The organism is Tibeticola sediminis (assembly GCF_003843835.1).
Taxonomy (GTDB): domain Bacteria; phylum Pseudomonadota; class Gammaproteobacteria; order Burkholderiales; family Burkholderiaceae_C; genus Tibeticola; species Tibeticola sediminis.
This window is the reverse complement of sequence record NZ_RKQL01000001.1, coordinates 777,353-802,228: the sequence shown is the minus strand read 5'-3', so window position 1 is coordinate 802,228 and position 24,876 is coordinate 777,353. Positions and strand designations below refer to the sequence as shown.

Here is a 24,876-nt window from a genome sequence, read left to right as displayed (position 1 = left end):
GGAGGAGGAATGGTTTCTTCAGGGGGGTGGTTTTATTGGGCTTTGCTGTCCGCAGCCTTTGCGGCACTAACGGCCATTTTTGCCAAGGTCGGCATTCAGGGGGTTGATTCTGATCTGGCCACCTTGATCCGAACGGCAATCATCATAGTCGTCCTGTCGGCGTTTGTCGCCTACACAGGCAAATGGGCCAACCCCTTGGAGTTGTCACCTAAGACGTGGCTTTTCCTCGGGTTGTCAGGCTTGGCCACAGGTGCATCGTGGGTGTGCTATTTCCGTGCGCTCAAGATCGGCGATGCATCCAAGGTCGCACCGGTGGATAAGCTCAGCCTCGTTCTGGTGGCTGTGTTCGCGTTCGCATTTCTGGGCGAACGTCCATCACTCCGGGAATGGTCGGGAATTGCAATGGTCGCTGGGGGCGTTCTCTTGTTGGCCTTCAAGCGTTGACGCGTCAGATTGGGCTGTACCCTATCCTGATGTCAGGCACATCGCACACGCGGCGTCAGAATAGGCTTTGGTTTGTAATTTATTGACACATGCCGCCAAACGTCATAGATTCTTTCCTGACACATTCAGCATCGGAGGCGTCTTGAAAGGTCAACGTATCGGCTATGTCCGGATCAGCAGCTTTGACCAGAACCCGAAACGGCAACTTGAACAAGTCCAAGTGGACAAGGTGTTCACCGACAAGGCATCGGGCAAGGACACCCAGCGGCCGGAACTCGATGCTTTGCTCTCATTTGTGCGCGACGGCGACACGGTGGTGGTGCATAGCATGGATCGGCTGGCCCGCAATCTCGATGACCTTCGGCGCTTGGTGCAAAAGCTGACGAAGCGCGGTGTGCGCATCGAGTTCGCCAAGGAAAGTTTGAGCTTCACCGGCGAAGACTCGCCGATGGCGAATCTCATGCTGTCGGTGATGGGCGCGTTTGCTGAGTTCGAGCGTGCCTTGATTCGGGAGCGGCAGCGTGAAGGTATCGCGCTGGCCAAGCAGCGTGGCGCATACCGAGGCCGGAAAAAGTCCCTGAGCGAACCGCAAATTGTCGAGCTGAAGCGCCGCATTGCTGAGGGCGAGCAAAAAGCGACTGTCGCTCGCGACTATGGCATCAGCCGCGAAACCCTGTATCAATACTTGAGAACTGGATAGCTATGCCTCGGCGTTCCATTTTGTCCGCCGCCGAGCGGGAAAACCTGCTGGCGTTGCCGGACACTAAGGACGACCGGATCCGGTATTACACGTTCAGCGAAACCGACCTGTCTCTCATCCGGCAACGGCGCGGGCCAGCAAACCGGTTGGGCTTCGCGTTGCAGCTCTGCTACCTGCGCTTCCCTGGCATCATCCTTGGCGTCGATCAACCGCCGTTTCCGCCCTTGCTGAAATTGGTCGCCGATCAGCTCAAAGTTGGCGTCGAAAGCTGGAACGAGTACGGGCAGCGAGAGCAGACCCGCCGCGAGCACCTGGCCGAGCTGCAAACGGTGTTCGGCTTCCAGCCCTTCACCATGAGCCACTACCGGCAAGCCGTGCACACACTGACCGAGCTGGCCATGCAGACCGACAAAGGCATCGTGCTGACCAGTGCCTTGATTGAGCATCTACGGCGGCAGTCGGTCATTTTGCCTGCGATCAACGCCATCGAGCGCGCCAGTGCCGAGGCGATCACACGCGCCAACCGGCGTATTTACGAAACATTGTCCAATCCGTTGTTGAGCGCGCATCGGCATCGCCTCGATGATTTGCTGAAGCGCCGCGACAACGGCAAGACGACCTGGCTGGCCTGGCTGCGCCAATCACCTGCCAAGCCGAACTCGCGGCATATGCTTGAACACATCGAACGCCTCAAGGCTTGGCAGGCGCTCGACCTGCCCACCGGCGTAGAGCGACTGGTGCACCAGAACCGGCCGCTCAAGATCGCCTGCGAGGGTGGCCAGATGACGCCTGCCGACCTGGCCAAGTTCGAGCCACAGCGCCGCTACGCCACCCTTGTGGCGCTGGCCATCGAGGGCATGGCCACCGTCACCGACGAAATCATCGACCTACACGACCGTATCCTGGGCAAGCTGTTCAACGCTGCCAAGAACAAGCATCAGCAGCAGTTTCAAGCATCCGGCAAGGCGATCAACGCCAAGGTGCGCCTGTACGGGCGCATCGGCCAGGCACTGATCGAGGCCAAACAAAGCGGTGGCGATCCGTTCGCCGCCATCGAAGCCGTCATGTCCTGGGACGCTTTTGCCGAGAGCGTCACCGAAGCGCAGAAGCTCGCCCAGCCCGAGGATTTCGATTTCCTGCACCGCATCGGTCAGAGCTACGCCACGTTGCGCCGCTATTCACCGGAACTCCTCGACGTACTCAAGCTGCGAGCTGCGCCCGCTGCCAAGGACGTGCTCGAAGGCATCGAGGTGCTGCGCGGCATGAATGCCGACAACGCCCGCAAGGTGCCTGCTGATGCGCCGACCGGCTTCATCAAGAAACGCTGGGAAAAACTGTTGATGTCCGACGCCGGTATCGACCGGCGCTATTACGAGCTGTGCGCCCTGTCGGAACTGAAGAACGCGCTGCGTTCCGGCGATATCTGGGTACAGGGATCGCGCCAGTTCAAGGACTTCGAGGACTACCTGGTACCACCCGAGAAATTCGCCAGCCTCAAGCAGGCCAGCGAATTGCCGCTGGCCGTGGCCACCGACTGTGACAGGTACCTGCACAACCGGCTGACGCTGCTGGAAACGCAGCTTGCCACCGTCAACCGCATGGCACTGGCCAACGACCTGCCAGATGCCATCATCACCGAGTCCGGCTTGAAGATCACGCCGCTGGATGCGGCGGTGCCCGACACCGCACAGGCGCTGATCGACCAAACGGCGATGGCGCTGCCGCACATCAAGATCACCGAATTGTCGTTGGAGGTAGATGAGTGGACGGGTTTCACCCGGCACTTTGCGCACCTGAAATCGGGTGACTTGGCCAAGGACAAGCACCTGCTGCTGTCCACCATCCTGGCCGATGCGATCAATCTTGGCCTGACCAAGATGGCCGAGTCCTGCCCCGGCACGACCTATGCCAAGCTGTCCTGGCTGCAAGCCTGGCATATCCGTGACGAAACCTATTCGACAGCACTGGCCGAGTTGGTCAATGCGCAGTTCCGGCATCCCTTTGCCTCACATTGGGGGGACGGCACCACGTCATCGTCAGACGGCCAGAACTTCAGAACCGGCGGCAAAGCCGAGAGCACGGGGCACATCAACCCGAAATACGGTAGCAGTCCAGGGCGAACTTTCTACACCCACATTTCCGACCAGTACGCTCCATTTCATATCAAAGTGGTTAGCGTCGGCGTGCGTGATTCGACCTATGTGCTCGACGGCCTGCTGTACCACGAGTCGGATTTGCGGATCGAGGAGCACTACACCGACACGGCGGGCTTCACCGATCATGTCTTCGCCCTGATGCACCTCCTGGGCTTCCGCTTCGCGCCGCGCATCCGCGACTTGGGTGACACCAAGCTCTACATCCCCGAGGGCAACGCCACATATGACGGGCTGAAACCGATGATCGGCGGCACGCTCAACATCAAGCATGTACGCGCCCATTGGGACGAAATCCTGCGGCTGGCCACCTCGATCAAGCAGGGCACGGTAACGGCCTCGCTGATGCTCAGGAAACTCGGCAGCTATCCACACCAGAACGGCCTGGCCGTGGCGCTGCGCGAGCTGGGGCGCATAGAGCGTACGCTGTTCATCCTGGACTGGCTGCAAAGCGTGGAACTGCGCCGCCGCGTGCATGCCGGGTTGAACAAGGGCGAAGCCCGCAACGCGTTGGCCCGCGCCGTGTTCTTCAACCGGCTGGGCGAAATCCGCGACCGCAGTTTCGAGCAACAGCGCTACCGAGCCAGCGGCCTCAACCTGGTGACGGCGGCCATCGTGCTGTGGAACACGGTCTATCTGGAACGAGCCGCAAACTCCTTGCGTAGCCATGGCCACGCCGTCGATGCCGCGCTGTTGCAGTACCTGTCGCCGCTGGGCTGGGAGCACATCAACCTGACCGGCGACTACCTCTGGCGCAGCAGCGTCAAGATCGGCGCGGGAAACTTCAGGCCGCTCTGACCGCTGCAACCGGCTTAGCGTGCTTTATTTTCCGTTTTCTGAGACGACCCCAGGCTGAAAGGGAATTGGTCATGCCCGCTTTGACGCCCCAAAACACGCCCGAGGGCGTTGCAAATGCGCGCCGTAGCCCGAGCTACGGCTGTGCTTTGCGCCTACTCGGGCGCGTTTTGGGGCGCCCCTTCGGGCACGCCCAATGCCCTCTCAGCCTCTGTGCCGGATGGCCCACCGGATCGGGTGCGCCACAAGGGCAGCACGTTGAGACCATCGCGCCGCACGCCGAGCACCTCTTCGACCGTGAGCGCGTCGAGCCGGACCCGGATGCGGATCTGGAAATAACGACTGGCGACCGCGATCTGGCCGCGGGTGCCGGCTTCCAGCAGCGCGGGGCCGAGACGGGGATCGAGCGTGGTCGAGAAATGCGCGCTGGCGCGCTCTTGCAGCAAGCGGGGCAGGTCCGAAGGCGAGAGCTTTTCGGACAGGGCGATCAGGACCTCCGGCGGCGCGGTGTTGACATTGACCGGGGTGGGCTCGGGCAGCAGGGTGACGAAAGGTTCGAGCTGCTGCAGCCGCGCCGCAGGCAGGCCCAGCCAAGCGAGGTCCTCGTAGCGTTCCGGGGGCAGCGGCGCGGTCGACGTGGCCGCAGCGTTCGCGCGCCGCGCGTCGAGCAAGGCCTGCGCGAGCGCATCGACCTCGGATTCGGGCAAGCCGAGTTGGCGATAGAGGCGCGTGAAGGCGGCTTGGGCCGTCTTGGAAATTCGATCGCCTTCGACGAGGTTGGTGAGGTTGAGCCGGCCTTGCAGGTCCACGATCGCCCCCGAGAGGAAGGCATCGCGCTCGATGCCGCTCGTGTCGCCCCCGCCGGCGGCTACGAAGCTCGACAGGCGTGACTCCTGCAAAGGCACGCACCAGGGCTCGCCCAGATGGTCGGCGCCACCGCTGCGGGCGTCTTCGCGCAGGATCAGACGCGCCCAGTCGGCGGCTCCGGTGAGCAGCCACTCCGCTTGCGCGCGCGTGCGCTCGGCCGTCTCGACCTCGATGGCCCGCCATCGTTGCCACAGCGTGCGCGCAGCGAGGGTCGCGACCAGGGTCACGACCAGCATGGCCAGCAACAAGGCAGCACCCCGCTCGCGGCGCGGCGTGCGCCGGGCGCGGAGGGGGGCGTCGGGCCGGGCATTCATCCGCGTGTCGGGGCGAGCGTCGGCCGCACCCAGTCGAGCGTGATCGTCCCAGCGAGGGACCGAGGCGCGGCAAGCTGGACGATCAAGCGCACGCCTTCGGGCACGAGCGGCGCGGCCGCGGTGGGTGCCGTGCCGGCGGCCGGCGTGTCCGCGCTCGACAACGGGTTCGTCCAGGCATTGTTGCGGAAGTAAAACAGCCGCCAGTCCGTGACCGTACCCAGGCGCACCGTGCGTGCGTCGTCCAGCCCGCGCATGTCCCCACGCGCCCAAACGCTCGCCTGTTGCCAGGCGCTCGCCCACTCGGCGCGGTCGCGCAAGGGCTCGGACTGCCAACGCCGCCAGGCACCATCGACGCCGCGCCGCGCCCAGGCGACGACGCGCACGCCCGATCCGGCGTCGACCGCGTCGCGCCGGGTGATGCGCACGGCAACCCCATCCCAGTCGATCGCTTGCATGGCGGGCAAGGCCACCATCTGATCGAGGTCGCGGCGCCATTGATCGAGCACGGCTTGCAGCGCCAGCGCCTCGTCGCTGTGCTCCTGCGAGACCGTCACGCTGCGCTGCATCGCATCGAGGCCACGCCAGGCGATCAGCGCCATCACGCTCAGGAGCGCCGTGGCGATGAGCACCTCGACCAGCGTGAAGCCGGCGCTTCGGCGGTGCGATCGGGTCGATGCGCGGTCCATGGAGAACTTCAGTATCGAGAGGCCAGCGCCACCGTTTCCGCGCGCGTGATCTCGCCGTCATCGACCCGGATCGTCAGCCGCAGCAGTGCCGGGTTGGGCGTGGGGCGCACCGTCAGCGCCACGGTGTAGGTCTTGCCACCCTGGATGCAGCTTTGCGTGGATTCTCCGACGGCGGGCAGTGTGCGCGCCAGGCGCAATTGCACCAGGGCGTTTTGCGCGCAGAGCCCCGCGAGCAGGGCTTCGCGCTGGCGATCGGCCGCGTCGGTCAGGGTGAGCGCGGAGCGGCTCGCGGCTCCCAGTGCGACCGCGACGATGGCCAGCGCGACCAGCACCTCGATCAGCGTGAAACCGGCCCAGCCGCGTCGGGGTTCGCGCCGGTCGGGTCGGTTGGAGCAGGCTCGGGGCGGGCCCATGGCTGCGGTCATGGCTTCAGCCTTCCAGGTCGACCTGGAAGGGATGCAGGCCGTCGGTGGAGATGCGTGCGCGCCGTTGCGGCAGGGCGGCGTGGCGCAGTTCGACGGACTGGGGCGCGATGATGGGCTCGGGCCCGAGCATCAGCGGTGCGCGGGTGCTGGCGGAAATTTCAGGTTCGAGCCACTTCGGCTCGGCCGAAGGCGCGACGCCACCACGCCAGCGAAATCCCCCCGGGACCGGCTCCCAGACGATGGGCGAGCCGCTGGCCCGCGACTGTGTGCGCGCCGATTCGAGCAGAGCCGCCAGCCGGATGGCCTCGCGTTCCAACGCGGCTTCGCTGCGGTCGGGCAGGCTCAGGGTCACGGCGGCCGTGGCGATGCCGATGAGGGTGAGCACCACCAGCAGTTCGAGCAGCGTGAAGCCGGCCGCGGCTTTTGGGCAAGGCCCCATGGGCCTGCCGGGCGCCACCCGAGTTCCGGATGTTGCCCTATTGCCAACTGCCGATGTCGGCATCTTTGCCTTCGCCGCCGCTTTGCCCATCAGCGCCATAGGAGAACACGTCGACTTCGCCATGCAGCCCGGGGTTCAGGTACTGATAAGGACGCCCCCAGGGGTCGGCGGGCAGTTTGTCGAGATACGGGCGCCAGTTCGGTGGAATCGGGCCGGTCGTCGGCTTCTTCACCAAAGCCTGTAAGCCCTGTTCGGTGGTGGGGTAACGCTGGTTGTCGAGCCGGTAGAGCTTGAGCGCTTGCATCAGGTTGGCGATGTCGGTGCGCGCCGCCGTGACGCGCGCGTCGTCGGCGCGGTCGAGCACATTGGGCACGATCAGCGCGGCGAGCACGCCGATGATGACGAGCACGACCATCAGCTCGATCAGCGTGAAACCGCGCCAGCGTCGGCTGGAGGCAGGGGCGGGGAGCGAGGAGGCGGCTGGATCGGTCATGGTTGAGCGTCGAAGAGCATTGAGGGCAATGATAATCTTCGACCATGAAGACTCGATTGCGCGCTGCGGTGCTCGGCCCTCGCCTGGGTTTGTGGCTGATGAGCTTGGCCATCTGGGCAGCGGTTGCGGCCAGTGCGAGCTTTTGGGTCTTGCGTGTCGCCGCCACGCGGGCGCTGCAGGGCTCACTGCCCGCGCCAGGCTCCGTCACTGCCACGGCACCCGGTGCGGTGGGCATGCCCGATCTCGCCGCCGTGGCCCGGGCTTTGGGCGCAGCGGCAGCGCCCGCGGCCGCCGAGGTGGCGGCAGCACCCCCCGTGGAGTCGCGGCTGCGCGTGCTCGGCATCGTGGCGAGTCCGCGCGGCGGCACGGGTGCAGCGCTGATCGCGGTCGATGGCCAGCCGCCCCGCCCGGTGCGGGTGGGTGCCGAGGTCGAGCCTGGGGTCGTGTTGGTGGCCGTCGAACTGCGCTCGGTTCGTCTGCGCGGGCGCGACGGCACCGAGCGCAGCTTGCCGCTGCCGATTGCCCCGCCCGCGTCGTCGACCGCGTCGGGGGTCGGGGGCGCAGCCCAGGCCGGGCCGGTCCCCAGCTTGGCACCCGCTCAGGCGATGCCCTCCATCATGGGGACCAGCCCGAGATTGCCTTAGGGCAACGCTGAATAAGTTCCCGCGATGGTGCGCGCCCGGCCGCGGGATGGGATGCGAGGCGCAAACCGCAGCCATAGCCGAAGCTATGGCGAGGATTTGCAACGAAGCAGACCGCCCGCAGCCGGGATGCGCGACGCGCGAGGGACTTGTTCAGCGTTGCCTTAGGTCAACGCTACCTCAAGTCCCCGTACTGGGTTGGCCCAAGCGCCGGGATCGGGTGGTGGTCGTGTTCGTCGTCGAGGATTTGGGTTTCGGCCTCGGCGAGGCCGCTGGCCGGCTTGGGCATGCGGGAGTCGATGATTTCGGTGGGCTCGAAGCCGTGCGGCGTGCTTTGACGCGCAGCCTCGGGTTTCGCGGCCGGCTTGGGGGCTTCGACGGGTTTGGGCGGGGGCGCGGTGTGGACACTGCAGCGCCAGTAAACCGCCGAGACGGTGATCTGGTGCCGACTCTTCGCCGCCGACGCGATCAGGGTTTCGATGTCTTGGAGCGTGCTCAGGCGGGTGTCGAGCTCGGGCGCGAGGTCGAGCAGCACCAGGAACTGCTGGCCCTTGGGGTCGAGCGCCATGACTTTGAACTTGTAGCTGCTCGAGAGCACGCCGGCACGCACCATGGACTCGCGTACGACTTGATGCAGCTGGTCGCGCAGCCGCGCGCGCTCGGCTTTGAGTTCGGCCGCGCGTGGCTTGGGGCTGGGCTGGGCCGGCACCGGGGGTGTGGTCGGCGCCGCCGCGGGTGCCTTCTTGTGCGGGGAGATCCAGTCGAGCAGGGACATGGCTGGGATTATTGCGGAAGCTTCAGAAGATTTGGGAGCCCATGCGCCCGTCTTTCACGTCTGGCGTCGCGGGGTTCGGGCTGCGCAGGAACATGCCGTAGAGCGGGTTGTGCGTTTCCTCGACCCAGGGGTAGCCGAGCGTTTGGAGAAACTCGCTGAAGTCGGCGTCGTCTTCCGGAGGCACTTGGAGGCCGACCAGGATGCGCCCGTAGTCTGCGCCCTGGTTGCGGTAGTGAAAGAGGCTGATGTTCCAGCCCGGCCGCATCAGCGAGAGGAATTTCAGCAGCGCGCCCGGTCGCTCGGGGAAGACGAAGCGCAACAGCCGCTCGTCGTGCGCGAGCGGCGACTGGCCGCCGACCATGTGCCGGATGTGCTCTTGCGCGAGGTCGTCGTGGCTGAGGTCGAGCGTGGGAAAGCCGTGGCGGCTGAAGCGCTGGGCAATCTTGGCCCCTTCGCCCGGCGTGTGGGTGGTGAGCCCGACGAAGACATGCGCGCGTTGCGGGTCCTGGATGCGGTAGTTGAATTCGGTGACGTTGCGCGGCCCGCCGGGCAGGCTGCCGATGAGTTCGAGAAATCGGCGGAAGCTGCCGCGCTCTTCGGGAATCGTGACGGCGAGCAGGGCTTCGCGTTCTTCGCCGACTTCGGCGCGCTCGGCGACGAAGCGCAGGCGGTCGAAGTTCATGTTCGCGCCGCAGAGGATGGCCGCATAGGTTTGTCCGCGGGTCTTGTGCTCGGCCACGTATTGCTTGATGGCTGCGACCGCGAGCGCGCCGGCAGGTTCGACGATGCTGCGCGTGTCGACGAAGATGTCTTTGATCGCCGCGCAGACCGCATCGGTATCGACGACGACGAAGTCATCGATCCATTGCCGCGCCAGCCGGAAGGTTTCTTCGCCGACGCGCTTGACCGCGGTGCCGTCGGAGAACAGGCCCACGTCGGCCAGTTCGATGCGCTCACCCGCCTCGATCGAGCGCCGCATGGCGTCAGAATCGTTCATCTGCACGCCGATGACGCGGATTTCGGGCCGCAGCGCCTTGATGTAGGCCGATACCCCGGCGATCAGGCCGCCGCCGCCAATGGCCACGAACACCGCGTCGAGCGGGCCTTGATGCTGGCGCAGCATTTCCATGGCGATCGTGCCCTGGCCTGCGATCACGTCGGGGTCGTCGAACGGATGGATGAAGGTCAGGCCCTCGCGGCGCTGCAGTTCCACCGCGTGGGCATAGGCGTCGGAGTAGGAGTCGCCGTGCAGGACGACTTCGCCGCCGAGCGTGCGCACCGCGTCGACCTTGACCTGCGGCGTGGTCGTGGGCATGACGACGACGGCGCGCGTGCCCAAGCGGTGGGCGCTGAGCGCCACGCCTTGCGCGTGGTTGCCGGCCGAGGCACAGATGACGCCCTTTTGCAGCTGCTCGGGCGTGAGTTGCGCCATTTTGTTGTACGCGCCGCGCAATTTGAAGCTGAAGACCGGCTGCTGGTCCTCGCGCTTGAGCAGCACCTTGTTGTGCAAGCGCCGACTGAGCTGACGCGCGGGGTCGAGCGGGGTCTCGACGGCCACATCATAGACGCGTGCGGTGAGGATTTTGCGCAGGTAATCGATCGCGGTCAGCGGCTGGGGTGGGGGTGCGGAAGACATGCGGATATCGTAAGGGAACGCACCGCCCGTCTTCGCGTTGCCGCGCACCCATGCACAATCGCGCGGGTTGGGCTTGAGCAAAGGATGCCAAGATGGAATGCACCGTGAGTTGGACGGGGGCGTGCGGGACACGCTCGGGGATGGGCTTCGTGGCCGAGACGGGCAGCGGCCACGCGCTCGTGATGGACGGGGCTGCCGACCCGGCGCAGCCCGCGCTCGGCGGGCAAAACCTGGCGCCGCGGCCTATGGAGCTGCTGTTGGCCGGCACCGGCGGATGCACGGCCTATGACGTGGTGTTGATTCTTCGCCGCGGCCGCCACGACGTGCGCGCGTGCACCGTGAGCCTCAAGGCCGATCGGGCCGAAACCGATCCGAAGGTGTTCACCCGCATCCACATGCACTTCACGGTGCGTGGCCGGGGCATTCCGCCCGCCGCCGTCGAGCGGGCGATTGCACTCAGCCACGACAAGTACTGCTCGGCCTCGGTGATGCTGGGCAAGACCGCGCAGATCGAGACGAGCTTCGAGCTGATCGAAGAATTGACAGGCTGACCGCGCCCGCTCTCACGCCGCTTCGCCGGTTTCGGCGCCTTCGATGAGAAAGCGCACGCGGCGCTGGCCTTGCCATTCGTCGACGTCGAGGCGGAAGGCGAGTTTCACGCGGGCGGGCAGCGGCTCGGTGTGCGAGAACCAGATGCCGTCGACCGCTTGTCCGGCGTGACGCAGCTTGAGCGCGAGGTGTTTTTCGCCCACCAGCCGTTGGCTCAGCACCTCGACTTCTTCGCTGAACACGGGCGGCGCAAAGCCCTGGCCCCAGACCTCGCGGTGCAGCGTCTCGACCAGGTCGGGGCGGCGGTATTCGGGCGCGAGCGGCCCGTCGGTCTCGAGCTGGCGCGTCAGCGCGGCGTCGTCGAGCCATTCCCGTGCGACCGCATCAAAGGCTGCCGCAAAGGTCTCGAAGCCTTCGGGCGCGAGCGTGCAGCCGGCCGCCATCGCGTGGCCGCCAAAACGCAGCAGCACGCCGGGGTGGCGCTTGGCGACGAGGTCGAGCGCGTCGCGCAGGTGAAAGCCCGGAATCGACCGGCCCGAGCCCTTGAGCACGCCCGCTTGGCCGGGCGCGCCACTCGGCGCGAAGACGAAGCTAGGGCGGTGCAAGCGGTCCTTGAGGCGCGAGGCCACGATGCCGACCACGCCTTCGTGAAAGCTTTCGTCGAACACCGCCAGGCCGCTGGGCAGCGTGCCCTCCTGCTGCAGCCGCTGGGCGAACAAGGTCTCGGCGGCGAGCATGGCCTGCTCGCGCATGTCGGCCTCGAGGTCGCGGCGGTCGCGGTTGATGGCGTCGAGCGTTTGCGCGAGTTCCGACGCGCGCGTGGCGTCGTCGGTGAGCAGGCACTCGATGCCGAGCGTCATGTCCGAGAGCCGCCCCGCGGCATTGAGCCGCGGCCCCAGCGCAAAGCCGAAGTCGAAGCTGGTGGCGGCTTGGGGCTTGCGCGCGGCGACCGAAAACAGCGCGGCCATTCCGGCGGGCATTTGGCCCGCGCGCACGCGCTTCAAGCCCTGCGCGACCAGGCGCCGGTTGTTCGCATCGAGCCGTACCACGTCGGCCACCGTGCCGAGCGCGACCAAGGGCAGCAGCGCGTCGAGCCGCGGCTGCGTCGCGGCATCGAAGCGGCCCCGGCGGCGCAGCTCGGCGCGCAGCGCGAGCAGCACGTAGAACATCACGCCCACGCCGGCGATGGATTTGCTCTCGAACGCGCAGCCGGGCTGGTTCGGGTTCACGATGACGTCGGCTTCGGGCAGGCGCGGCGTGCCGCTGGCGTCGGCGGCGCAGAGGTGGTGGTCGGTGACGAGCACCGACAGGCCCAGCGCCCGGGCGGCGGCGACGCCCTCGAAGCTCGCAATGCCGTTGTCCACGGTGACGAGCAAATCCGCGCCAAGCGCCCGGACGCGCTCGGCGATCGGCGCGGTGAGCCCATAGCCGTCGACCACGCGGTCGGGCACGAGGTAGCGCAGCTGCGCGGGCGCAAAGCCCAGCATCGCGAGGCCGCGCAAAGCCACCGCACACGCCGTGGCGCCATCGCAGTCGTAGTCGGCGACTACGCAGAGCGTGCGGCCCGCTTCGAGCGCGTCGGCCAGCAGCGTGGCGGCGGCGTCGGCACCGAGGAGGGTGGCGGGCGGCAGCAAACGCGCGAGGCCGTCGTCGAGTTCCTCGGGGCGCTGAATGCCGCGCGCGGCGTAGAGCCGCGCCAGCAGCGGGTGCACGCCGGCCTGCTCCAGCGCCCAGGCCGCGCGTGGCGGCACATCACGCACTGTAATTTTCATAGCGAAAGAAGACCGTTTGACGCTGGGGTTCGGCCGAAAAACCTTGAAATCCGTTGCCCCAGGCCGCGCCGCTCCGGCCCCCAGGTCTGAAACGCCTGGGCGCCGCAGAGCGTGAGCGTCACCGGCTCGCCGCGTGCGGCGGCTGCGGCCAGTTGCGCGAGCGGCCCGCGGTCGAGCTTGGCCCAGGCCTCGTCCCGCGCGGGCGCGCGGTCGGCGCCCGTCACCGAGGCTTGCGCCAGCGTGGCGTCGATCTGCAGCGGCCGCGGTTCGGGCGGCGCCTCGAGGCTGCCGGCGGCGCTGAACCAAACCGCGTTGGCGAGCGGCTGCCGCCGTGCGGCGCGCGCGTCGTTGACGGGGTGGGCGTAGAGCTGCATTTGCAGTTCGCTCAAGAGCCGTGCGAGCGGGTCGCGGCGCTCACGTGGCAGCCACGGCCGCACGTCGGCGCCGGCCGCGCGCGCCACCGAGGCCAAACGCCGGCCACGCAGCGCCTCGCCTTCGACCAGCCAGCAGACGCCGCGCGGCCGCACGGCGTCGAGCGCCGCGCGCCAGGCTGAGGGAACGGCGGGTGCCTCGGGACTTGCGGTCGGCGGCTCGTGCAGCGCGAGGCCGTCTTCGGCCAGCAGCGGCTCGATGGCCGCTCGCAGTGCCTGGGCTTCTGCGGCCTCGAGCGCGAGCGCTTCGGGCTCGTGCATGAACACATGGTCCATCCCGACCTGCCAGTGGCACAGGCTCAGCCAGCCCCAGGCCGTGCGGCCGGCCGAGGGCAGGCCCCAAGCGTGCGCCTGCAGCGCGGCCCAGGGCGCGGCCTGCGCGGGGTCGGTGGCCAGGCCCAGCGCCAAGGCTAGCGCGCGCTCCGGCGCGGTTTCGGGCGCATCTTCGGGAACGAGCTGACGGGGGCTGGGGGCCAGGCGGCGCAGCAGCGCCTCGAGCGCGGGCCGCGGCCGGGCGCTGGGCGCATGCGCATTCAAGACCAGCAGGTGCAAAGCGGTGGTGGACATCGGTAACCGTTAGGAGGGGGAGGGCGTGACCGCGGCCATCTGAGTCACGGCAGCGCGGGGCAGGCTGCTGGGGTGCGCCCGGGGGATGCGCTCGCGACGCCCCGGGCCGGAATTGTCGCGCAGCGGCTTACCGGGCGGCGCCGATGCCACAATCACCCCCGATGCAAACGCCTTATGAACTCATCGTCGGCTGGCGCTACACGCGCGCGGGGCGTGCCGCGCGCCGCAACGGCTTCATTTCCTTCATCTCCGCGGTGTCGATGCTGGGCATCGCGCTCGGGGTGGCGGCGCTCATCATCGTGCTGTCGGTGATGAACGGTTTTCAGAAGGAGGTGCGCGACCGCATGCTGGGCGTGATCTCGCACATCGAAATCTTCGCGCCCGACGGTGCGGCGCTGCCCGACGTGGCGCGCACCCTGGCCGAGGCGCGCGCCAACCCCGAGGTGGTGGCGGCTGCGCCCTTCATCGGCGCGCAGGCGCTGCTCACGCGCGGCGAGGACATGAAGGGCGTGCTGCTGCGGGGCGTAGACCCGGCGCAAGAGCCGGCCGTGACCGACCTGGGCCAGCATCTGCAGCACGCGGGGCTCGATCGCCTCACGCCGGGGGGCTTTGGCATTCTGTTGGGGGTGGATTTGGCGCGCTCGCTCGGCGTGCGCGAGGGCGACCCGGTGACGCTGGTGGCGCCCAGCGGCCAGGTCACGCCCGCGGGCGTGGTGCCGCGGCTCAAGCAGATGACGGTCGTGGGCATTTTCCGCTCGGGGCATTACGAATACGACTCGACGCTGGCCTTGCTGCACATCGACGACGCGGCGCGCATCTTCCGCGTCGAAGGCCCGACCGGGGTGCGGCTGCGGCTGCGCGACCTCGACCGCGCGCGCTCGGTGGCCGAGCAACTCGCCGCCAGCCTCAGCGGCGACCTGCGCATCCGCGACTGGACGCGCCAGAACGCCACTTGGTTTGCCGCGGTGCAGATCGAAAAACGCATGATGTTCATCATCCTCACGCTCATCGTCGCCGTGGCGGCGTTTAACCTCGTCTCGACGCTGGTGATGACCGTGACCGACAAGCACGCCGACATCGCCATCCTGCGCACGCTGGGCGCGAGCCCGGCGAGCATCATGGGCATCTTCGTCGTACAGGGCGCGCTGGTCGGCGTCATCGGCACGCTGGCGGGGCTGGCGCTGGGGCTGCTGGTGGCCTTCAACATCGACGTCATCGTGCCGGCGATCGAGCGGCTGCTGCATGCGAGCTTTCTGCCCAAAGAGATTTATTTCATCGACCGCATGCCGAGCGACCCGCAGCGCGGCGACATCGTGCCGATCGCCGTGCTCTCGCTGCTGCTGGCCTTCGTCGCCACCCTCTACCCGAGCTGGCGCGCCAGCCGTGTGAACCCGGCGGAGGCGCTGCGTTATGAGTGAGCCCGAAATCATGCGCGACGGCGCCGGCACCCGCTGCGCCACGCCGGATGCAGAGGCCGACGTGGTGCTGCGCGCCACGGGGCTGACCAAGCGTTTTCACGAGGGGCCGCTCGACGTGACGGTGCTGCACGGCGTGGACCTCACGGTGCGTGCCGGTGAGACCCTGGCCATCGTCGGCGCTTCGGGCTCGGGCAAAAGCACCTTGCTGCATCTGCTCGGGGGGCTGGACGCGCCCACGAGCGGCGCGGTCGAACTCATGGGCCAGCCGCTCGCGTCGCTGAGCGCGGCCGAGCAGGGCGTGCTGCGCAACCGACACCTGGGCTTCGTCTACCAGTTCCATCATTTGCTGCCCGAATTCAGTGCGCGCGACAACGTCGCCATGCCGCTGTGGATCCGCCGCAGCACCCGCGCCGAGGCCGCCCGCGCCGCCGAGGCGATGCTGGCCGCCGTCGGCCTGGCCGAGCGCACGCGGCACCGGCCGTCCGAGCTTTCCGGCGGTGAGCGCCAGCGCGTGGCCATCGCCCGCGCGCTGGTGACCCGGCCGCGCTGCGTGCTGGCCGACGAGCCCACCGGCAACCTCGACCGCAGCACGGCCGAAGGCGTGTTCGACCTGATGCTCCAACTCGCGCGCGAGCAGGGCACGGCCTTCGTCGTTGTCACGCACGACGAGACGCTGGCCGCGCGCTGCGCGCGCCGGCTGCGGCTGGTGCAGGGGCTGCTTGCGCCGGCTGAAGGCTAGAGCCGCGCGGGGTGGCCCATGCCCGCTTGGATCGACACCCACTGCCACCTCGACGCGCCCGAGTTCGCGGCCGATGTCGATACGGTGCGCGCCCGTGCCGCTGCCGCTGGCGTCGTGCGTTGCGTCATTCCCGCCGTGCAGGCGGCCGACTTTGCGGCCACCGCGGCGCTGGCGCACCGCCTGGGCGATGCCTATGCGCTGGGCATCCACCCGCTGTTCGTGCCGCAGGCCCGTGACGCGGACCTGGACGCGCTCGACGCCGCGCTCTCCGCGGCGCGCGACGACCCGCACCTCGTCGCCGTGGGCGAGATCGGTCTGGACTTTTTCGTGCCCGAACTCACGCGCGAGCCGTTGCGCACGCGGCAACTGCAGTTCTACCGCGCGCAACTGCGCCTGGCGCGCCGCTACGGCCTGCCGGTCGTCCTGCATGTGCGGCGCTCGGCCGACGCCTTGCTGCGTGAGCTGCGCGTGCTCGCCGGCGCCGAGGGCTGGCACGGCATTGCACACGCCTTCAACGGCAGCGCCCAGCAGGCGCAGGCGTTCATCGGGCTGGGCTTGAAGCTGGGGTTTGGCGGCGCACTCAGCTTCGAGCGGGCCTTGCAGATCCGGCGTCTCGCGCAAACCGTGCCACTCGACGCTCTGGTGCTCGAGACCGATGCGCCGGACATGCCGCCGCAGTGGCGCTATGTCGATGCAGCGCGTCGCGCAGCGGGGACGCCGCAGGCGCGCAACGAGCCCGCGGAGCTGCCCCGCATCGGCGCGGTGCTGGCGGCGCTGCGCGGACTCTCAAGCGAGGCGCTCGCTGCCGCAACGCGGGAAAACGCCTGCGCCGCGCTGCCCCGGCTGCGCGGGCTGCTCGGCGCGGCTTGCGAGGGGACGGCGTGCGCGTAGCCCGCCGCGGTTTTTAGCGCCGAGCCCCGGCGTGAAATGGTGAAATCGTGCTCTCAAAAAAGGAACAAACCCAGGCTGCTCCCAGCGCTCCGGCGGTGACGGCGCCCTTCGCCGCCGCGCCGGTGGCCGCGCGGGATGGGGCGCCTCTGACTGGCCTCGCACCGGTCGTGCGCGACGACACCGTGCTGGTGGTGCTTGGCAGCTTCCCGGGCGTGGCTTCGCTCGCGGCGCAGCAGTACTACGCGCATCCGCACAACCATTTCTGGCGCATCATCGAGACGATTTGGCCGCCACCCCAGCGTGAAATGGTCGGTTGGTGCTATGAAAAAAGGATCGCCTGGCTGCTCGCGCAGCGCGTGGGCCTGTGGGACGTGTACGCGGCGTGCACGCGCGAGGGCAGTCTCGACGCCGCCATCCGCAACGCCATCCTCAACGACTTCGCCGCGCTCGCCGCGCGCGGCCCCCAGATCGTGGCGGTGGCGCACAACGGCGGCGAGAGCTTTCGGCACGCCCGCCGCGTGCTCGCGGCGTTTCCCCGGCCTTTGGAGTCGCACCGCCTGCCCTCGACCAGCCCGGCCAACGCGAGCTGGTCGTTCGAACGCAAACTGGCGGCTTGGCGCGCCGTGTTTGCCCGGCATGGGCTGGTATAAGGCAACGCTGACCCTGTTGACCTTGATCCCCCCCCTGTGTTCATGACCACGACCCGACGCGGCGCCGCCCGAGCCGAATTGCCCGAGGTGCATTTTTCCGATTTCGATGGGGTGCGCTGCCTGCACCTGGGCACCGATTGGGTGCAGGGTGCGATGCGTATCGACGATCCGTTTGCGATCGAACTCGAATACGTCCAGCGCATGATGGCCTGGCTGCTGTTCGTCGCGCCCGAGAGCGTCTCGGCGCGGCATGCGATGCAGCTCGGGCTGGGCGCGGGTGCACTGACCAAGTTCTGCCATCAGCGGCTGCGCATGCGCACCACGGTCATCGAGCTCAACCCGCAGGTGCTGCACGCCTGCCGCGGCTGGTTCAAGCTGCCGCCCGAGGATGCGCGGCTGAAGATCGTGCTGGGTGACGCCGCGCAGGAGATCCGCAATCCACAGTGGCTGGGCAGCGTCGACGCCTTGCAGGTCGACCTGTACGACCACGAGGCCGCCGCGCCGGTGCTCGACGACGAGGGTTTTTACGCGGACTGCCGCGCCTTGCTGACCGAGGATGGCTGCATGACGGTCAACCTGTTCGGCCGAGCGTCGAGTTTCGAGCGCAGCGTGCAGAAAATCGGCGCAGCCTTTGGCGCCGAGGCGCTGTGGGCGTTCAAGCCCACGCGGGAAGGCAACACGGTCGTGCTGGCCCAGCGCACGCCCAGCCGCCCGCGCCGCAGCACCCTCGAGGCGCAAGCCGAGACGATCCAGACCCGCTGGGGCCTGCCCGCGCGAAAATGGCTGCGCGTGTTCAAACCGTTCGCAACCTGAAGCCCTCCCCATGACCTCGCCCGCTGCTCCACCCCCGGCTCGTTCGAACGCGGTTCCCGAGGGCCCGCTGGACTGGCGCCGACTCGTGCAGTGGGCGGCCGAGGACGGGCTCATTACCGCCGAGGAGGCCGAGCGCACCGCCTCGCGCTGTGCCAAGGCCGAGAGCGCGCAGCACCCGCTGGTGCGGCTGGCCAGCGTCTCGATGCGCCGCGCCAGCGACGGCCGCGCGCTCGACATCGAAAGCCTCACGCAATGGCTGGCCGCGCGCGCGGGGCTGGCATATCAGCGCATCGACCCGCTCAAGGTCGATGTCGGCAAAGTCGCCGATGTGATGAGTGCGAGCTACGCCGAGCGTCACCGCGTGCTGCCGGTGCAGGTCGGGCCGCAGGAAGTGGTCGTCGCCACCGCCGAGCCCTTCCTCAGCGACTGGGTGGCCGAGGTCGAGCGCCATGTGCGCCGGCCGGTGCGGCGGGTGCTGGCCAACCCGACCGAGATCCAGCGCTATACGGCCGAGTTTTATGCGCTGGCGAAGTCGGTGCGCGCTGCGCAGAAAACTGGCGGCAACGCGGCCGCCGCCAGTTTCGAGCAGCTCGTCGAACTCGGGCGCACCAACCGCGCGCTCGACGCGAACGACCAGGGCGTCGTCCAGGTGGTGGACTGGCTTTGGCAATACGCGTTCGACCAGCGCGCGAGCGACATCCACCTCGAGCCGCGGCGCGAGCACGGCCACATCCGCTTTCGCATCGACGGCGTGCTGCACACGGTGTATCAGCTGCCGGTCGCCGTCATGGGCGCGATGGTCGCGCGCATCAAGCTGCTCGGCCGCATGGATGTGGTCGAGCGTCGCCGCCCGCAGGACGGGCGCATCAAGACCCGCAGCCCCCGTGGCGACGAAATCGAGATGCGTTTGTCGACCCTGCCCACCGCCTTCGGTGAGAAGCTCGTCATGCGCATCTTCGACCCCGACACGGCGGTCAAGGACCTGCCCGCGCTGGGCTTTTCGGAGCACGACGCCGAGCGCTGGGAAGCGCTGACCGCGCGCGCCCACGGCATCATTCTCGTCACGGGGCCCACCGGCAGCGGCAAGACCACCACGCTCTACGCCACGCTCAAACGGCTGGCAACCGATGCGGTCAACGTCTGCACGATCGAGGACCCGATCGAAATGGTCGAGCCCGCCTTCAACCAGACGCAGGTGCAGCCGCAGCTCGACCTCGGCTTCAGCGAAGGCTTGCGCGCACTGATGCGGCAGGACCCCGACATCATCATGGTCGGTGAAATCCGCGACGCCGAGACGGCCGACATGGCCGTGCAGGCCGCGCTCACCGGCCATCTCGTCTTCAGCACGCTGCACACCAACGATGCGCCCAGCGCCATCACGCGGCTGATGGAATTGGGCGTGCCGCCCTACCTCATCAACGCCACGCTGCTCGGTGTGCTCGCGCAGCGCCTGGTGCGCACCCTCTGTCCGGCCTGCAAGGTGCGGGCCGACGACCTGGCGCGCTCCGAGGTCGAGGCTTTCGTTCGGCCTTGGCGCATCAATGGGGGGTTTCGGCCGTATCGGCCGGTCGGCTGCGTCGACTGCCGCATGACCGGCTACCAAGGCCGGATGGGTTTGTACGAGCTGCTCACCGTCAGTGAAGCGTTCAAGTCCTGCGTGAGCCAGGCCCAACCGAGCATCGACGCCCTGCGGCGCCAAGCGGTCGCCGACGGCATGCGGCCGCTGCGGCTGGCCGGCGCGCTGCGCGTGGCCGAAGGACTCACCACCATCGAAGAAGTGGTCGCGGCAACGCCACCGATCGATTGGCGGCCGACGGACGCGCGCGCCGCCACGACCCCTTCCACCGTCACCACCGAGCGGGAGGCCCCATCTACGCCCGCGTCCTTGCCGGAATCCAAGGGTGCGTGAAGATGCGAGGGAATCAGCAAGATTTTTTTGCCGGGCTGATGTTTTCGGTCGCGGGCGGCGCGTTTGCCTGGGGTGCGCGCAGCTACCCGATCGGCACGGCAGCCCGCATGGGGCCGGGCTACTTCCCGCAATTGCTCGGCCTGCTGCTGGCGGGGCTGGGGGTGATCATCGCGCTGCGCGCCTTCATGGCCCGCGGCGAGGGCTCGTGCGCGGACGGCCGCATCGGCGCTTGGGGATGGCGGCCACTGGTGTTCATCCTGCTCGCCAACCTCGTATTTGGGGCCTGTCTCGGGGGGCTACCCGCGATCGGGCTGCCGCCGCTGGGTTTGATCGCGGGCGTGGTGCTGCTGACGCTGGTGGCGCGTCTGGCCGATGGTGAATTTCGCCTGCGCGAGACGCTGATGCTCGCCGGGGTGCTGGCATTCATGAGCTGGGCGACCTTCGTGCTGCTGCTCAAGCTGCCTTTGCCGGTGTGGCCCGTGTTTTGAGGGGTGTGGGATGGATGCGCTCTCGAACCTGTACGAACACCTCGCGCTCGGCCTCTCGGTAGCCGCCACGGCGCAAAACCTGTTGTATGGCTTCATCGGCTGCTTGCTCGGCACGCTGATCGGCGTGCTGCCCGGTATCGGGCCGGTCGCCACGATTGCCATGCTGCTGCCCGCGACCTACGCTTTGCCGCCGGTGGCCGCGCTCATCATGCTGGCGGGCATTTATTACGGCGCGCAGTACGGCGGCTCGACCACGGCGATTCTGGTCAACCTGCCGGGCGAGGCTTCATCGGTCGTCACCGTGATCGACGGCTATCAGATGGCGCGCCGCGGTCGGGCCGGCGCGGCGCTGGCAGCCGCCGCCTTGGGCTCTTTCTTTGCGGGCAGCGTCGCGACCTTGGTGTTGGCCGCGTTCGCCGCGCCACTGACCGAGGTCGCCTTGCGCTTTGGCCCGGCCGAATACTTTGCGCTCATGGTGCTCGGGCTCATCGGCGCCGTGGTGCTCGCATCGGGCTCGCTGCTCAAGGCCATCGCCATGGTTCTACTGGGTTTGCTGCTCGGGCTCGTGGGGACGGACGTCAACTCGGGCCTGCCCCGGTTCACGTTCGACATCCCCGAACTCAGCGACGGCATCGGCTTCATCGTCATTGCCATGGGCGCGTTCGGCTATGCCGAAATCATCGCCAACCTCTCGATTCATGCCGATCAACGCGAGGTGTTCACGGCGCGGGTCACGCGCCTGTGGCCCACGCGCGAGGACTGGCGGCATCTGGTGCCCGCCATCCTGCGTGGCACGGGCATCGGCACGGTGTTGGGTATCTTGCCGGGCGGTGGCGCGCTGCTCGCATCGTTTGCGGCCTACACGGCAGAAAAGAAAACGCGGCTGCAGCCCGGTGAGGTGCCGTTTGGCGAAGGCAACATCCGCGGCGTGGCCGCGCCCGAGTCGGCCAACAACGCGGGCGCGCAGACCTCGTTCATCCCGCTGCTGACGCTCGGCATCCCGCCCAACGCGGTGATGGCGCTGATGGTTGGGGCGATGACCATCCACAACATCCAGCCCGGCCCGAACGTGATGACCGGCAACCCCGAGCTGTTCTGGGGCCTGATTGCCTCGATGTGGCTCGGCAACCTCATGCTAGTGGTGCTCAACCTGCCGATGATCGGTCTGTGGATACGCCTGCTGGCCGTGCCCTACCGCTGGCTCTATCCGGCCATCGTGCTGTTCTGCGCCATGGGCGTCTACACCACCAACAACAACACCTTCGACGTGTGGATGGTGGCGCTGTTTGGCTTCATCGGTTATGGCTTTCACAAACTCGGCGCCGAACCCGCGCCGCTGTTGCTGGGCTTCATCCTGGGCCCGATGATGGAGGAGTATCTGCGCCGCGCCTTGTTGCTCTCGCGCGGGGACTGGAGCGTTTTCGTCACGCGCCCGATCTCCGCGGGTTTGCTGATCACGGCCGCAGCCTTGCTGCTCGTCGTGGTCGTTCCCGCCGTACAGGCCCGCCGCGCGCAGGCTTTCTGATGCACCAGCCTCCCTCCGGCGCAAATGCCCGCCCCGCCGCCGATGGCCGCTTGCTGCCGGGCCTGCTCCTGGCCACGCTGGGCGCCATCGGCTTCAGTGGCAAGGCCATCATCGTCAAGCTGGCCTATCGCTATGGGGTCGATGCGGTCACGCTGCTGATGTACCGCATGTTGTTTGCGCTGCCGCTGTTTGCAGTCATGGCCATTTGGGCGGGGCGGGGGCGGCCGACGCTGTCGCGGCGCGATCTGCTCGGCGTGCTGTGGCTGGGCTTCACCGGCTACTACCTCGCGAGCTTTCTCGACTTCGCGGGCCTGCAATACATCAGCGCCTCGTTCGAGCGGCTGATTCTCTACCTCAACCCAACGCTCGTGCTGTTGCTGGGCTGGCTGCTTTACGGCCGCAAGGTGCAGCGCCATCAGGCCATCGCGATGGCGGTGAGCTACAGCGGCGTGCTGCTCGTCTTCGGGCACGAGGCCAGCCTGCAAGGCCCCAATGTCGCGCTGGGCGCCGTGCTGGTGTTTCTGAGCGCGCTGAGCTATGCGCTGTACCTCAGCTACAGCGGCGAACTGGTGCAGCGGCTGGGCGCGCTGCGTCTGGCGGGCCTGGCCACCTCGGTGGCCTGCGTGCTGTGCATCGTGCAGTTCCTGCTGCTGCGTCCGCTCTCGGCCGCGCAGGTCGCGCCGCCGGTGATCGGGTTGTCGCTGCTCAACGCCACCGCCTGCACCGCCGCGCCGGTGCTGCTCGTGATGATGGGCATCGAGCGCATCGGCGCAGGGCTGGCGTCGCAGGTGGGCATGATCGGCCCCATGTCCACCATCCTGATGGGCGTGGTGCTGCTGGGCGAGCCTTTCAACGGCTGGATCATCGCCGGCACGGCGTTGGTGGTCGGCGGAGTGTTTCTGGTGACGCGCCGCAGGGCGTGAGGAGGATCGAGATGGATTTGGGGCTTGCCGGCAAATGGGCGCTGGTCTGCGGCGCGAGCAAAGGGCTGGGGTTCGGCTGCGCCCAGGCGCTCGCGCGCGAGGGCGTCAACCTCGTCATCAACGCACGTGGGGCCGATGGTCTGGCCGAGGCTACTTCTAAATTGAGAGCAGAAAGTGACCGGAACAAGCCGGCAAAGCTGCTGTTTGTGCCTGCGGACATCACCACCGATGCTGGTCGTGAGGCGGTCTTTTCCGCGCCGGGCGGGCCCGGGCGCGACTTCGACATCGTCGTCACCAATGCGGGCGGGCCACCGCCGGGCGACTTCCGCAGCTTCAGCCGCCAGGACTGGCTGCGCGCCGTCGAGGCCAACATGCTCACCCCGATCGAACTCATCAAGGCCACGGTCGACGGCATGGCCGCGCGGGGCTTTGGCCGCATCGTCAACATCACCTCGAGCGCGGTCAAGGCACCGATCGACATCCTCGCGCTCTCCAACGGCGCACGCAGCGGCCTCACCGGCTTCGTGGCCGGGCTTGCGCGCTCGGATCTGGCCGCGCGCGGGGTGACGATCAACAACCTGTTGCCGGGCAAATTCGACACCGACCGCCTGCGCGCCACGCTGCAAGCCAGCGCCGAGCGCAGCGGCCGCAGCCTGGATGCGGTCGTGCAGGCCCAGATCGCCCAGATCCCGGCCCGCCGCTTCGGCAGCCCCGAAGAATTCGGCGCCGTCTGCGCCTTCCTCTGCAGCGTGCATGCGGGCTACCTCACCGGTCAAAACCTCTTGCTCGACGGCGGCGCCTACCCGGGCACCTTCTGAGCCCAACTGCGCCCCGGCACGCGCCCATGGCGTGCCACCGTGCGCGGCCGCACGGGCGCTCGGGCCGGTTTTCAGCGCCGCGAAGACACCACAATGCCCGCGACGATCAGCCCGAAGGCCAGGGCGTGGTACAGGTGGGGAAGTTCACCCAGGAACGCAGCGGACAGCACGGCTGCAAACAGCGGCGTGAGGTTGGAGAAGAAGCCCGCCAGCGCCGGCCCAGCGCGCTCGACGCCCTGGCCCCAGCTCCGGTAGGCAAGGACCGCCGGGCCGACCGCGACATACAGCAGCGCGGCCACCAGCGGCCATCCCCATTGAATGTGCGCGTCGGTCAGCGCCCACTCGGCCGCCGTGAACGCGCCCGACCACGCCAGACCGTAGAGCACCTGGGCGAGCAAAAACGCCGCCCAGTCGCGCCGCAAGGCGTCGGGCTCGGCGCGGCGCGACAACAGCCAGCTGTACCAGGCCCAAGACAGGGTGGCGAGCAGCATGAACACATCCCCCGCAACCAGCCGCAGTTCGAGCAGGTGGCGAAGGTCGCCGCGCGAGAGCACCACCAGCACACCACCCATCGACAGCGCCGCGCCCACCAGTTGCGCGCGCGTCACCCGCGCGCCGAAGAACATGGCCCCAAGCGCCAGCATCCACAGCGGCATCGACGATGCCACCAGCGTCACGTTCAGCGGCGTCGAGGTCTGCAGCGCCAGATACTGCAGCGCGTTGTAGCAACCCACCCCCAACAGCCCCAGCAGCGCAAACCGCCGCCAGTGGGTATAGAGCCCGCTGGCTGGCCGCAGCACCCAGGGTGCGAGCGGCATCAGGATGAGGGCTGCACCCAGCCAGCGCAGCAGGTTGAGCGTGATCGGCGGCACGAGCTCATGCACGAGCCGGCCCACCACGGCATTTCCCGCCCACAGCAGCGGCGGCAAGGTCAGATAGAAGGCGGTGCGTGCATCGAGTTTTTGCGGCATGGGGCGGCACTGTAGCCGGTTCGCGCGTGCAGCGCTGGCGCGAA

Annotated in this window: 25 protein-coding genes; 15 read left to right on the top strand and 10 right to left on the bottom strand. The window is 68.0% G+C overall.

Going from position 1 to position 24,876, the window contains the following annotated elements:
- The first annotated feature begins 9 nt into the window (after nt 1-9).
- The 3 genes from EDC62_RS03780 to EDC62_RS03770 all read left to right on the top strand — a co-directional run bounded on the left by EDC62_RS03780 (nt 10) and on the right by EDC62_RS03770 (nt 4,095).
- The gene (locus tag EDC62_RS03780; RefSeq protein ID WP_124220578.1) at nt 10-444 is read left to right on the top strand and encodes an EamA family transporter; all 435 of its coding nucleotides are present in this window, start codon (nt 10-12) and stop codon (nt 442-444) included.
- A 142-nt stretch (nt 445-586) separates the two neighbouring features.
- Nucleotides 587-1,144: a recombinase family protein gene (locus EDC62_RS03775; RefSeq protein WP_124220577.1), complete on the top strand. Its 558-nt coding sequence runs from the start codon at nt 587-589 to the stop codon at nt 1,142-1,144.
- A gap of 2 nt (nt 1,145-1,146) precedes the next feature.
- Nucleotides 1,147-4,095 (top strand): Tn3 family transposase, encoded by a 2,949-nt coding sequence (locus EDC62_RS03770; RefSeq protein WP_124220576.1) that lies wholly within the window; start codon nt 1,147-1,149, stop codon nt 4,093-4,095.
- A gap of 152 nt (nt 4,096-4,247) precedes the next feature.
- Here EDC62_RS03770 and gspK read toward each other — a convergent pair whose 3' ends face one another.
- From gspK to gspG, 5 genes are read right to left on the bottom strand one after another with little or no spacing between them, the layout of a single operon-like run.
- Nucleotides 4,248-5,273 carry a type II secretion system minor pseudopilin GspK gene (gene gspK, locus EDC62_RS03765; protein WP_124220574.1) on the bottom strand — a complete coding sequence of 342 codons (1,026 nt, stop codon included), beginning with the start codon at nt 5,271-5,273 and terminating at the stop codon, nt 4,248-4,250.
- Nucleotides 5,270-5,959: a PulJ/GspJ family protein gene (locus tag EDC62_RS03760; RefSeq protein ID WP_124220572.1), complete on the bottom strand. Its 690-nt coding sequence runs from the start codon at nt 5,957-5,959 to the stop codon at nt 5,270-5,272. Before EDC62_RS03760 ends, gspK begins: the two co-directional genes overlap by 4 nt.
- A gap of 8 nt (nt 5,960-5,967) precedes the next feature.
- Nucleotides 5,968-6,384 carry a type II secretion system minor pseudopilin GspI gene (gene gspI, locus EDC62_RS03755; RefSeq protein ID WP_245968730.1) on the bottom strand — a complete coding sequence of 139 codons (417 nt, stop codon included), beginning with the start codon at nt 6,382-6,384 and terminating at the stop codon, nt 5,968-5,970.
- A gap of 4 nt (nt 6,385-6,388) precedes the next feature.
- Nucleotides 6,389-6,886: a prepilin-type N-terminal cleavage/methylation domain-containing protein gene (locus EDC62_RS03750; protein ID WP_124220570.1), complete on the bottom strand. Its 498-nt coding sequence runs from the start codon at nt 6,884-6,886 to the stop codon at nt 6,389-6,391.
- Nucleotides 6,861-7,316, bottom strand: coding sequence for a type II secretion system major pseudopilin GspG (gene gspG / locus EDC62_RS03745; RefSeq protein WP_124220568.1), 456 nt, complete (start codon nt 7,314-7,316; stop codon nt 6,861-6,863). Before gspG ends, EDC62_RS03750 begins: the two co-directional genes overlap by 26 nt.
- Nucleotides 7,317-7,360: 44 nt before the next feature.
- Between gspG and EDC62_RS03740 the strand changes: the two genes are divergently transcribed.
- The gene (locus EDC62_RS03740) at nt 7,361-7,960 is read left to right on the top strand and encodes a type II secretion system protein N (protein ID WP_124220566.1); all 600 of its coding nucleotides are present in this window, start codon (nt 7,361-7,363) and stop codon (nt 7,958-7,960) included.
- A 172-nt stretch (nt 7,961-8,132) separates the two neighbouring features.
- Here the strand turns inward: EDC62_RS03740 and EDC62_RS03735 are convergent, their stop codons facing one another.
- Both EDC62_RS03735 and ilvA read right to left on the bottom strand, forming a co-directional pair.
- The gene (locus EDC62_RS03735) at nt 8,133-8,732 is read right to left on the bottom strand and encodes a hypothetical protein (RefSeq protein WP_124220564.1); all 600 of its coding nucleotides are present in this window, start codon (nt 8,730-8,732) and stop codon (nt 8,133-8,135) included.
- Between the two features lie 22 nt (nt 8,733-8,754).
- Complete coding sequence (gene ilvA, locus EDC62_RS03730; RefSeq protein WP_124220562.1) at nt 8,755-10,368, bottom strand: threonine ammonia-lyase, biosynthetic; 1,614 nt, start codon at nt 10,366-10,368, stop codon at nt 8,755-8,757.
- Between the two features lie 92 nt (nt 10,369-10,460).
- Here ilvA and EDC62_RS03725 point away from each other — a divergent pair, with 92 nt between their 5' ends.
- Nucleotides 10,461-10,919, top strand: a complete 459-nt coding sequence (locus EDC62_RS03725; protein WP_124220560.1) for an OsmC family protein — start codon at nt 10,461-10,463, stop codon at nt 10,917-10,919.
- Between the two features lie 12 nt (nt 10,920-10,931).
- On the opposite strand, the gene recJ is transcribed toward EDC62_RS03725, so the two are convergent.
- Nucleotides 10,932-12,689: a single-stranded-DNA-specific exonuclease RecJ gene (gene recJ, locus EDC62_RS03720; protein WP_124220558.1), complete on the bottom strand. Its 1,758-nt coding sequence runs from the start codon at nt 12,687-12,689 to the stop codon at nt 10,932-10,934.
- The gene (locus tag EDC62_RS03715) at nt 12,686-13,687 is read right to left on the bottom strand and encodes a hypothetical protein (protein WP_124220556.1); all 1,002 of its coding nucleotides are present in this window, start codon (nt 13,685-13,687) and stop codon (nt 12,686-12,688) included. Before EDC62_RS03715 ends, recJ begins: the two co-directional genes overlap by 4 nt.
- A gap of 161 nt (nt 13,688-13,848) precedes the next feature.
- On the opposite strand from EDC62_RS03715, the gene EDC62_RS03710 reads away from it, so the two are divergent.
- The 10 genes from EDC62_RS03710 (at nt 13,849) to EDC62_RS03665 (ending at nt 23,861) form a co-directional block, all read left to right on the top strand.
- Nucleotides 13,849-15,105, top strand: a complete 1,257-nt coding sequence (locus EDC62_RS03710; RefSeq protein ID WP_124220555.1) for a lipoprotein-releasing ABC transporter permease subunit — start codon at nt 13,849-13,851, stop codon at nt 15,103-15,105.
- 10 nt (nt 15,106-15,115) lie between these two features.
- Entirely contained in the window at nt 15,116-15,844 is a 729-nt protein-coding gene (lolD, locus tag EDC62_RS03705) for a lipoprotein-releasing ABC transporter ATP-binding protein LolD (RefSeq protein WP_124221144.1), read from the top strand.
- 18 nt (nt 15,845-15,862) lie between these two features.
- Complete coding sequence (locus tag EDC62_RS03700; protein ID WP_124220553.1) at nt 15,863-16,735, top strand: TatD family hydrolase; 873 nt, start codon at nt 15,863-15,865, stop codon at nt 16,733-16,735.
- Nucleotides 16,736-16,857: 122 nt separating this feature from the next.
- Nucleotides 16,858-17,385: a DNA-deoxyinosine glycosylase gene (locus tag EDC62_RS03695; RefSeq protein WP_124221142.1), complete on the top strand. Its 528-nt coding sequence runs from the start codon at nt 16,858-16,860 to the stop codon at nt 17,383-17,385.
- A 42-nt stretch (nt 17,386-17,427) separates the two neighbouring features.
- Nucleotides 17,428-18,198 (top strand): class I SAM-dependent methyltransferase, encoded by a 771-nt coding sequence (locus tag EDC62_RS03690; RefSeq protein ID WP_124220551.1) that lies wholly within the window; start codon nt 17,428-17,430, stop codon nt 18,196-18,198.
- A 10-nt stretch (nt 18,199-18,208) separates the two neighbouring features.
- Nucleotides 18,209-20,107 carry a type IV pilus assembly ATPase TfpB gene (gene tfpB / locus EDC62_RS03685; RefSeq protein ID WP_124220549.1) on the top strand — a complete coding sequence of 633 codons (1,899 nt, stop codon included), beginning with the start codon at nt 18,209-18,211 and terminating at the stop codon, nt 20,105-20,107.
- 38 nt (nt 20,108-20,145) lie between these two features.
- On the top strand, nt 20,146-20,595 hold the full coding sequence (locus EDC62_RS03680) for a tripartite tricarboxylate transporter TctB family protein (protein WP_245968728.1): 450 nt from the start codon (nt 20,146-20,148) through the stop codon (nt 20,593-20,595).
- Between the two features lie 10 nt (nt 20,596-20,605).
- Nucleotides 20,606-22,120 carry a tripartite tricarboxylate transporter permease gene (locus EDC62_RS03675; RefSeq protein WP_124220544.1) on the top strand — a complete coding sequence of 505 codons (1,515 nt, stop codon included), beginning with the start codon at nt 20,606-20,608 and terminating at the stop codon, nt 22,118-22,120.
- Nucleotides 22,120-23,043, top strand: coding sequence for a DMT family transporter (locus EDC62_RS03670; protein ID WP_124220542.1), 924 nt, complete (start codon nt 22,120-22,122; stop codon nt 23,041-23,043). Before EDC62_RS03675 ends, EDC62_RS03670 begins: the two co-directional genes overlap by 1 nt.
- An 11-nt stretch (nt 23,044-23,054) precedes the next feature.
- A complete protein-coding gene (locus EDC62_RS03665) occupies nt 23,055-23,861 on the top strand; it encodes an SDR family oxidoreductase (protein ID WP_124220540.1) in 807 nt (268 codons plus the stop codon).
- A 71-nt stretch (nt 23,862-23,932) separates the two neighbouring features.
- Here EDC62_RS03665 and EDC62_RS03660 read toward each other — a convergent pair whose 3' ends face one another.
- The gene (locus tag EDC62_RS03660; protein ID WP_124220538.1) at nt 23,933-24,832 is read right to left on the bottom strand and encodes a DMT family transporter; all 900 of its coding nucleotides are present in this window, start codon (nt 24,830-24,832) and stop codon (nt 23,933-23,935) included.
- Between the last annotated feature and the right edge of the window lie 44 nt (nt 24,833-24,876).

Excerpts from the sequence above, each read along its gene's own strand:
- EDC62_RS03780 (WP_124220578.1), top strand. The coding sequence starts at position 10 with ATGGTTTCTTCAGGGGGGTGGTTTTATTGGGCTTTGCTGTCCGCAGCC.
- EDC62_RS03770 (WP_124220576.1), top strand. The coding sequence starts at position 1,147 with ATGCCTCGGCGTTCCATTTTGTCCGCCGCCGAGCGGGAAAACCTGCTG.
- gspK (WP_124220574.1), bottom strand. The coding sequence starts at position 5,273 with ATGAATGCCCGGCCCGACGCCCCCCTCCGCGCCCGGCGCACGCCGCGC.
- EDC62_RS03760 (WP_124220572.1), bottom strand. The coding sequence starts at position 5,959 with ATGGACCGCGCATCGACCCGATCGCACCGCCGAAGCGCCGGCTTCACG.
- gspI (WP_245968730.1), bottom strand. The coding sequence starts at position 6,384 with ATGACCGCAGCCATGGGCCCGCCCCGAGCCTGCTCCAACCGACCCGAC.
- EDC62_RS03750 (WP_124220570.1), bottom strand. The coding sequence starts at position 6,886 with ATGCCGACATCGGCAGTTGGCAATAGGGCAACATCCGGAACTCGGGTG.
- gspG (WP_124220568.1), bottom strand. The coding sequence starts at position 7,316 with ATGACCGATCCAGCCGCCTCCTCGCTCCCCGCCCCTGCCTCCAGCCGA.
- EDC62_RS03740 (WP_124220566.1), top strand. The coding sequence starts at position 7,361 with ATGAAGACTCGATTGCGCGCTGCGGTGCTCGGCCCTCGCCTGGGTTTG.
- EDC62_RS03735 (WP_124220564.1), bottom strand. The coding sequence starts at position 8,732 with ATGTCCCTGCTCGACTGGATCTCCCCGCACAAGAAGGCACCCGCGGCG.
- ilvA (WP_124220562.1), bottom strand. The coding sequence starts at position 10,368 with ATGTCTTCCGCACCCCCACCCCAGCCGCTGACCGCGATCGATTACCTG.
- EDC62_RS03725 (WP_124220560.1), top strand. The coding sequence starts at position 10,461 with ATGGAATGCACCGTGAGTTGGACGGGGGCGTGCGGGACACGCTCGGGG.
- recJ (WP_124220558.1), bottom strand. The coding sequence starts at position 12,689 with ATGAAAATTACAGTGCGTGATGTGCCGCCACGCGCGGCCTGGGCGCTG.
- EDC62_RS03715 (WP_124220556.1), bottom strand. The coding sequence starts at position 13,687 with ATGTCCACCACCGCTTTGCACCTGCTGGTCTTGAATGCGCATGCGCCC.
- EDC62_RS03710 (WP_124220555.1), top strand. The coding sequence starts at position 13,849 with ATGCAAACGCCTTATGAACTCATCGTCGGCTGGCGCTACACGCGCGCG.
- lolD (WP_124221144.1), top strand. The coding sequence starts at position 15,116 with ATGCGCGACGGCGCCGGCACCCGCTGCGCCACGCCGGATGCAGAGGCC.
- EDC62_RS03700 (WP_124220553.1), top strand. The coding sequence starts at position 15,863 with ATGCCCGCTTGGATCGACACCCACTGCCACCTCGACGCGCCCGAGTTC.
- EDC62_RS03690 (WP_124220551.1), top strand. The coding sequence starts at position 17,428 with ATGACCACGACCCGACGCGGCGCCGCCCGAGCCGAATTGCCCGAGGTG.
- tfpB (WP_124220549.1), top strand. The coding sequence starts at position 18,209 with ATGACCTCGCCCGCTGCTCCACCCCCGGCTCGTTCGAACGCGGTTCCC.
- EDC62_RS03680 (WP_245968728.1), top strand. The coding sequence starts at position 20,146 with ATGTTTTCGGTCGCGGGCGGCGCGTTTGCCTGGGGTGCGCGCAGCTAC.
- EDC62_RS03675 (WP_124220544.1), top strand. The coding sequence starts at position 20,606 with ATGGATGCGCTCTCGAACCTGTACGAACACCTCGCGCTCGGCCTCTCG.
- EDC62_RS03670 (WP_124220542.1), top strand. The coding sequence starts at position 22,120 with ATGCACCAGCCTCCCTCCGGCGCAAATGCCCGCCCCGCCGCCGATGGC.
- EDC62_RS03665 (WP_124220540.1), top strand. The coding sequence starts at position 23,055 with ATGGATTTGGGGCTTGCCGGCAAATGGGCGCTGGTCTGCGGCGCGAGC.
- EDC62_RS03660 (WP_124220538.1), bottom strand. The coding sequence starts at position 24,832 with ATGCCGCAAAAACTCGATGCACGCACCGCCTTCTATCTGACCTTGCCG.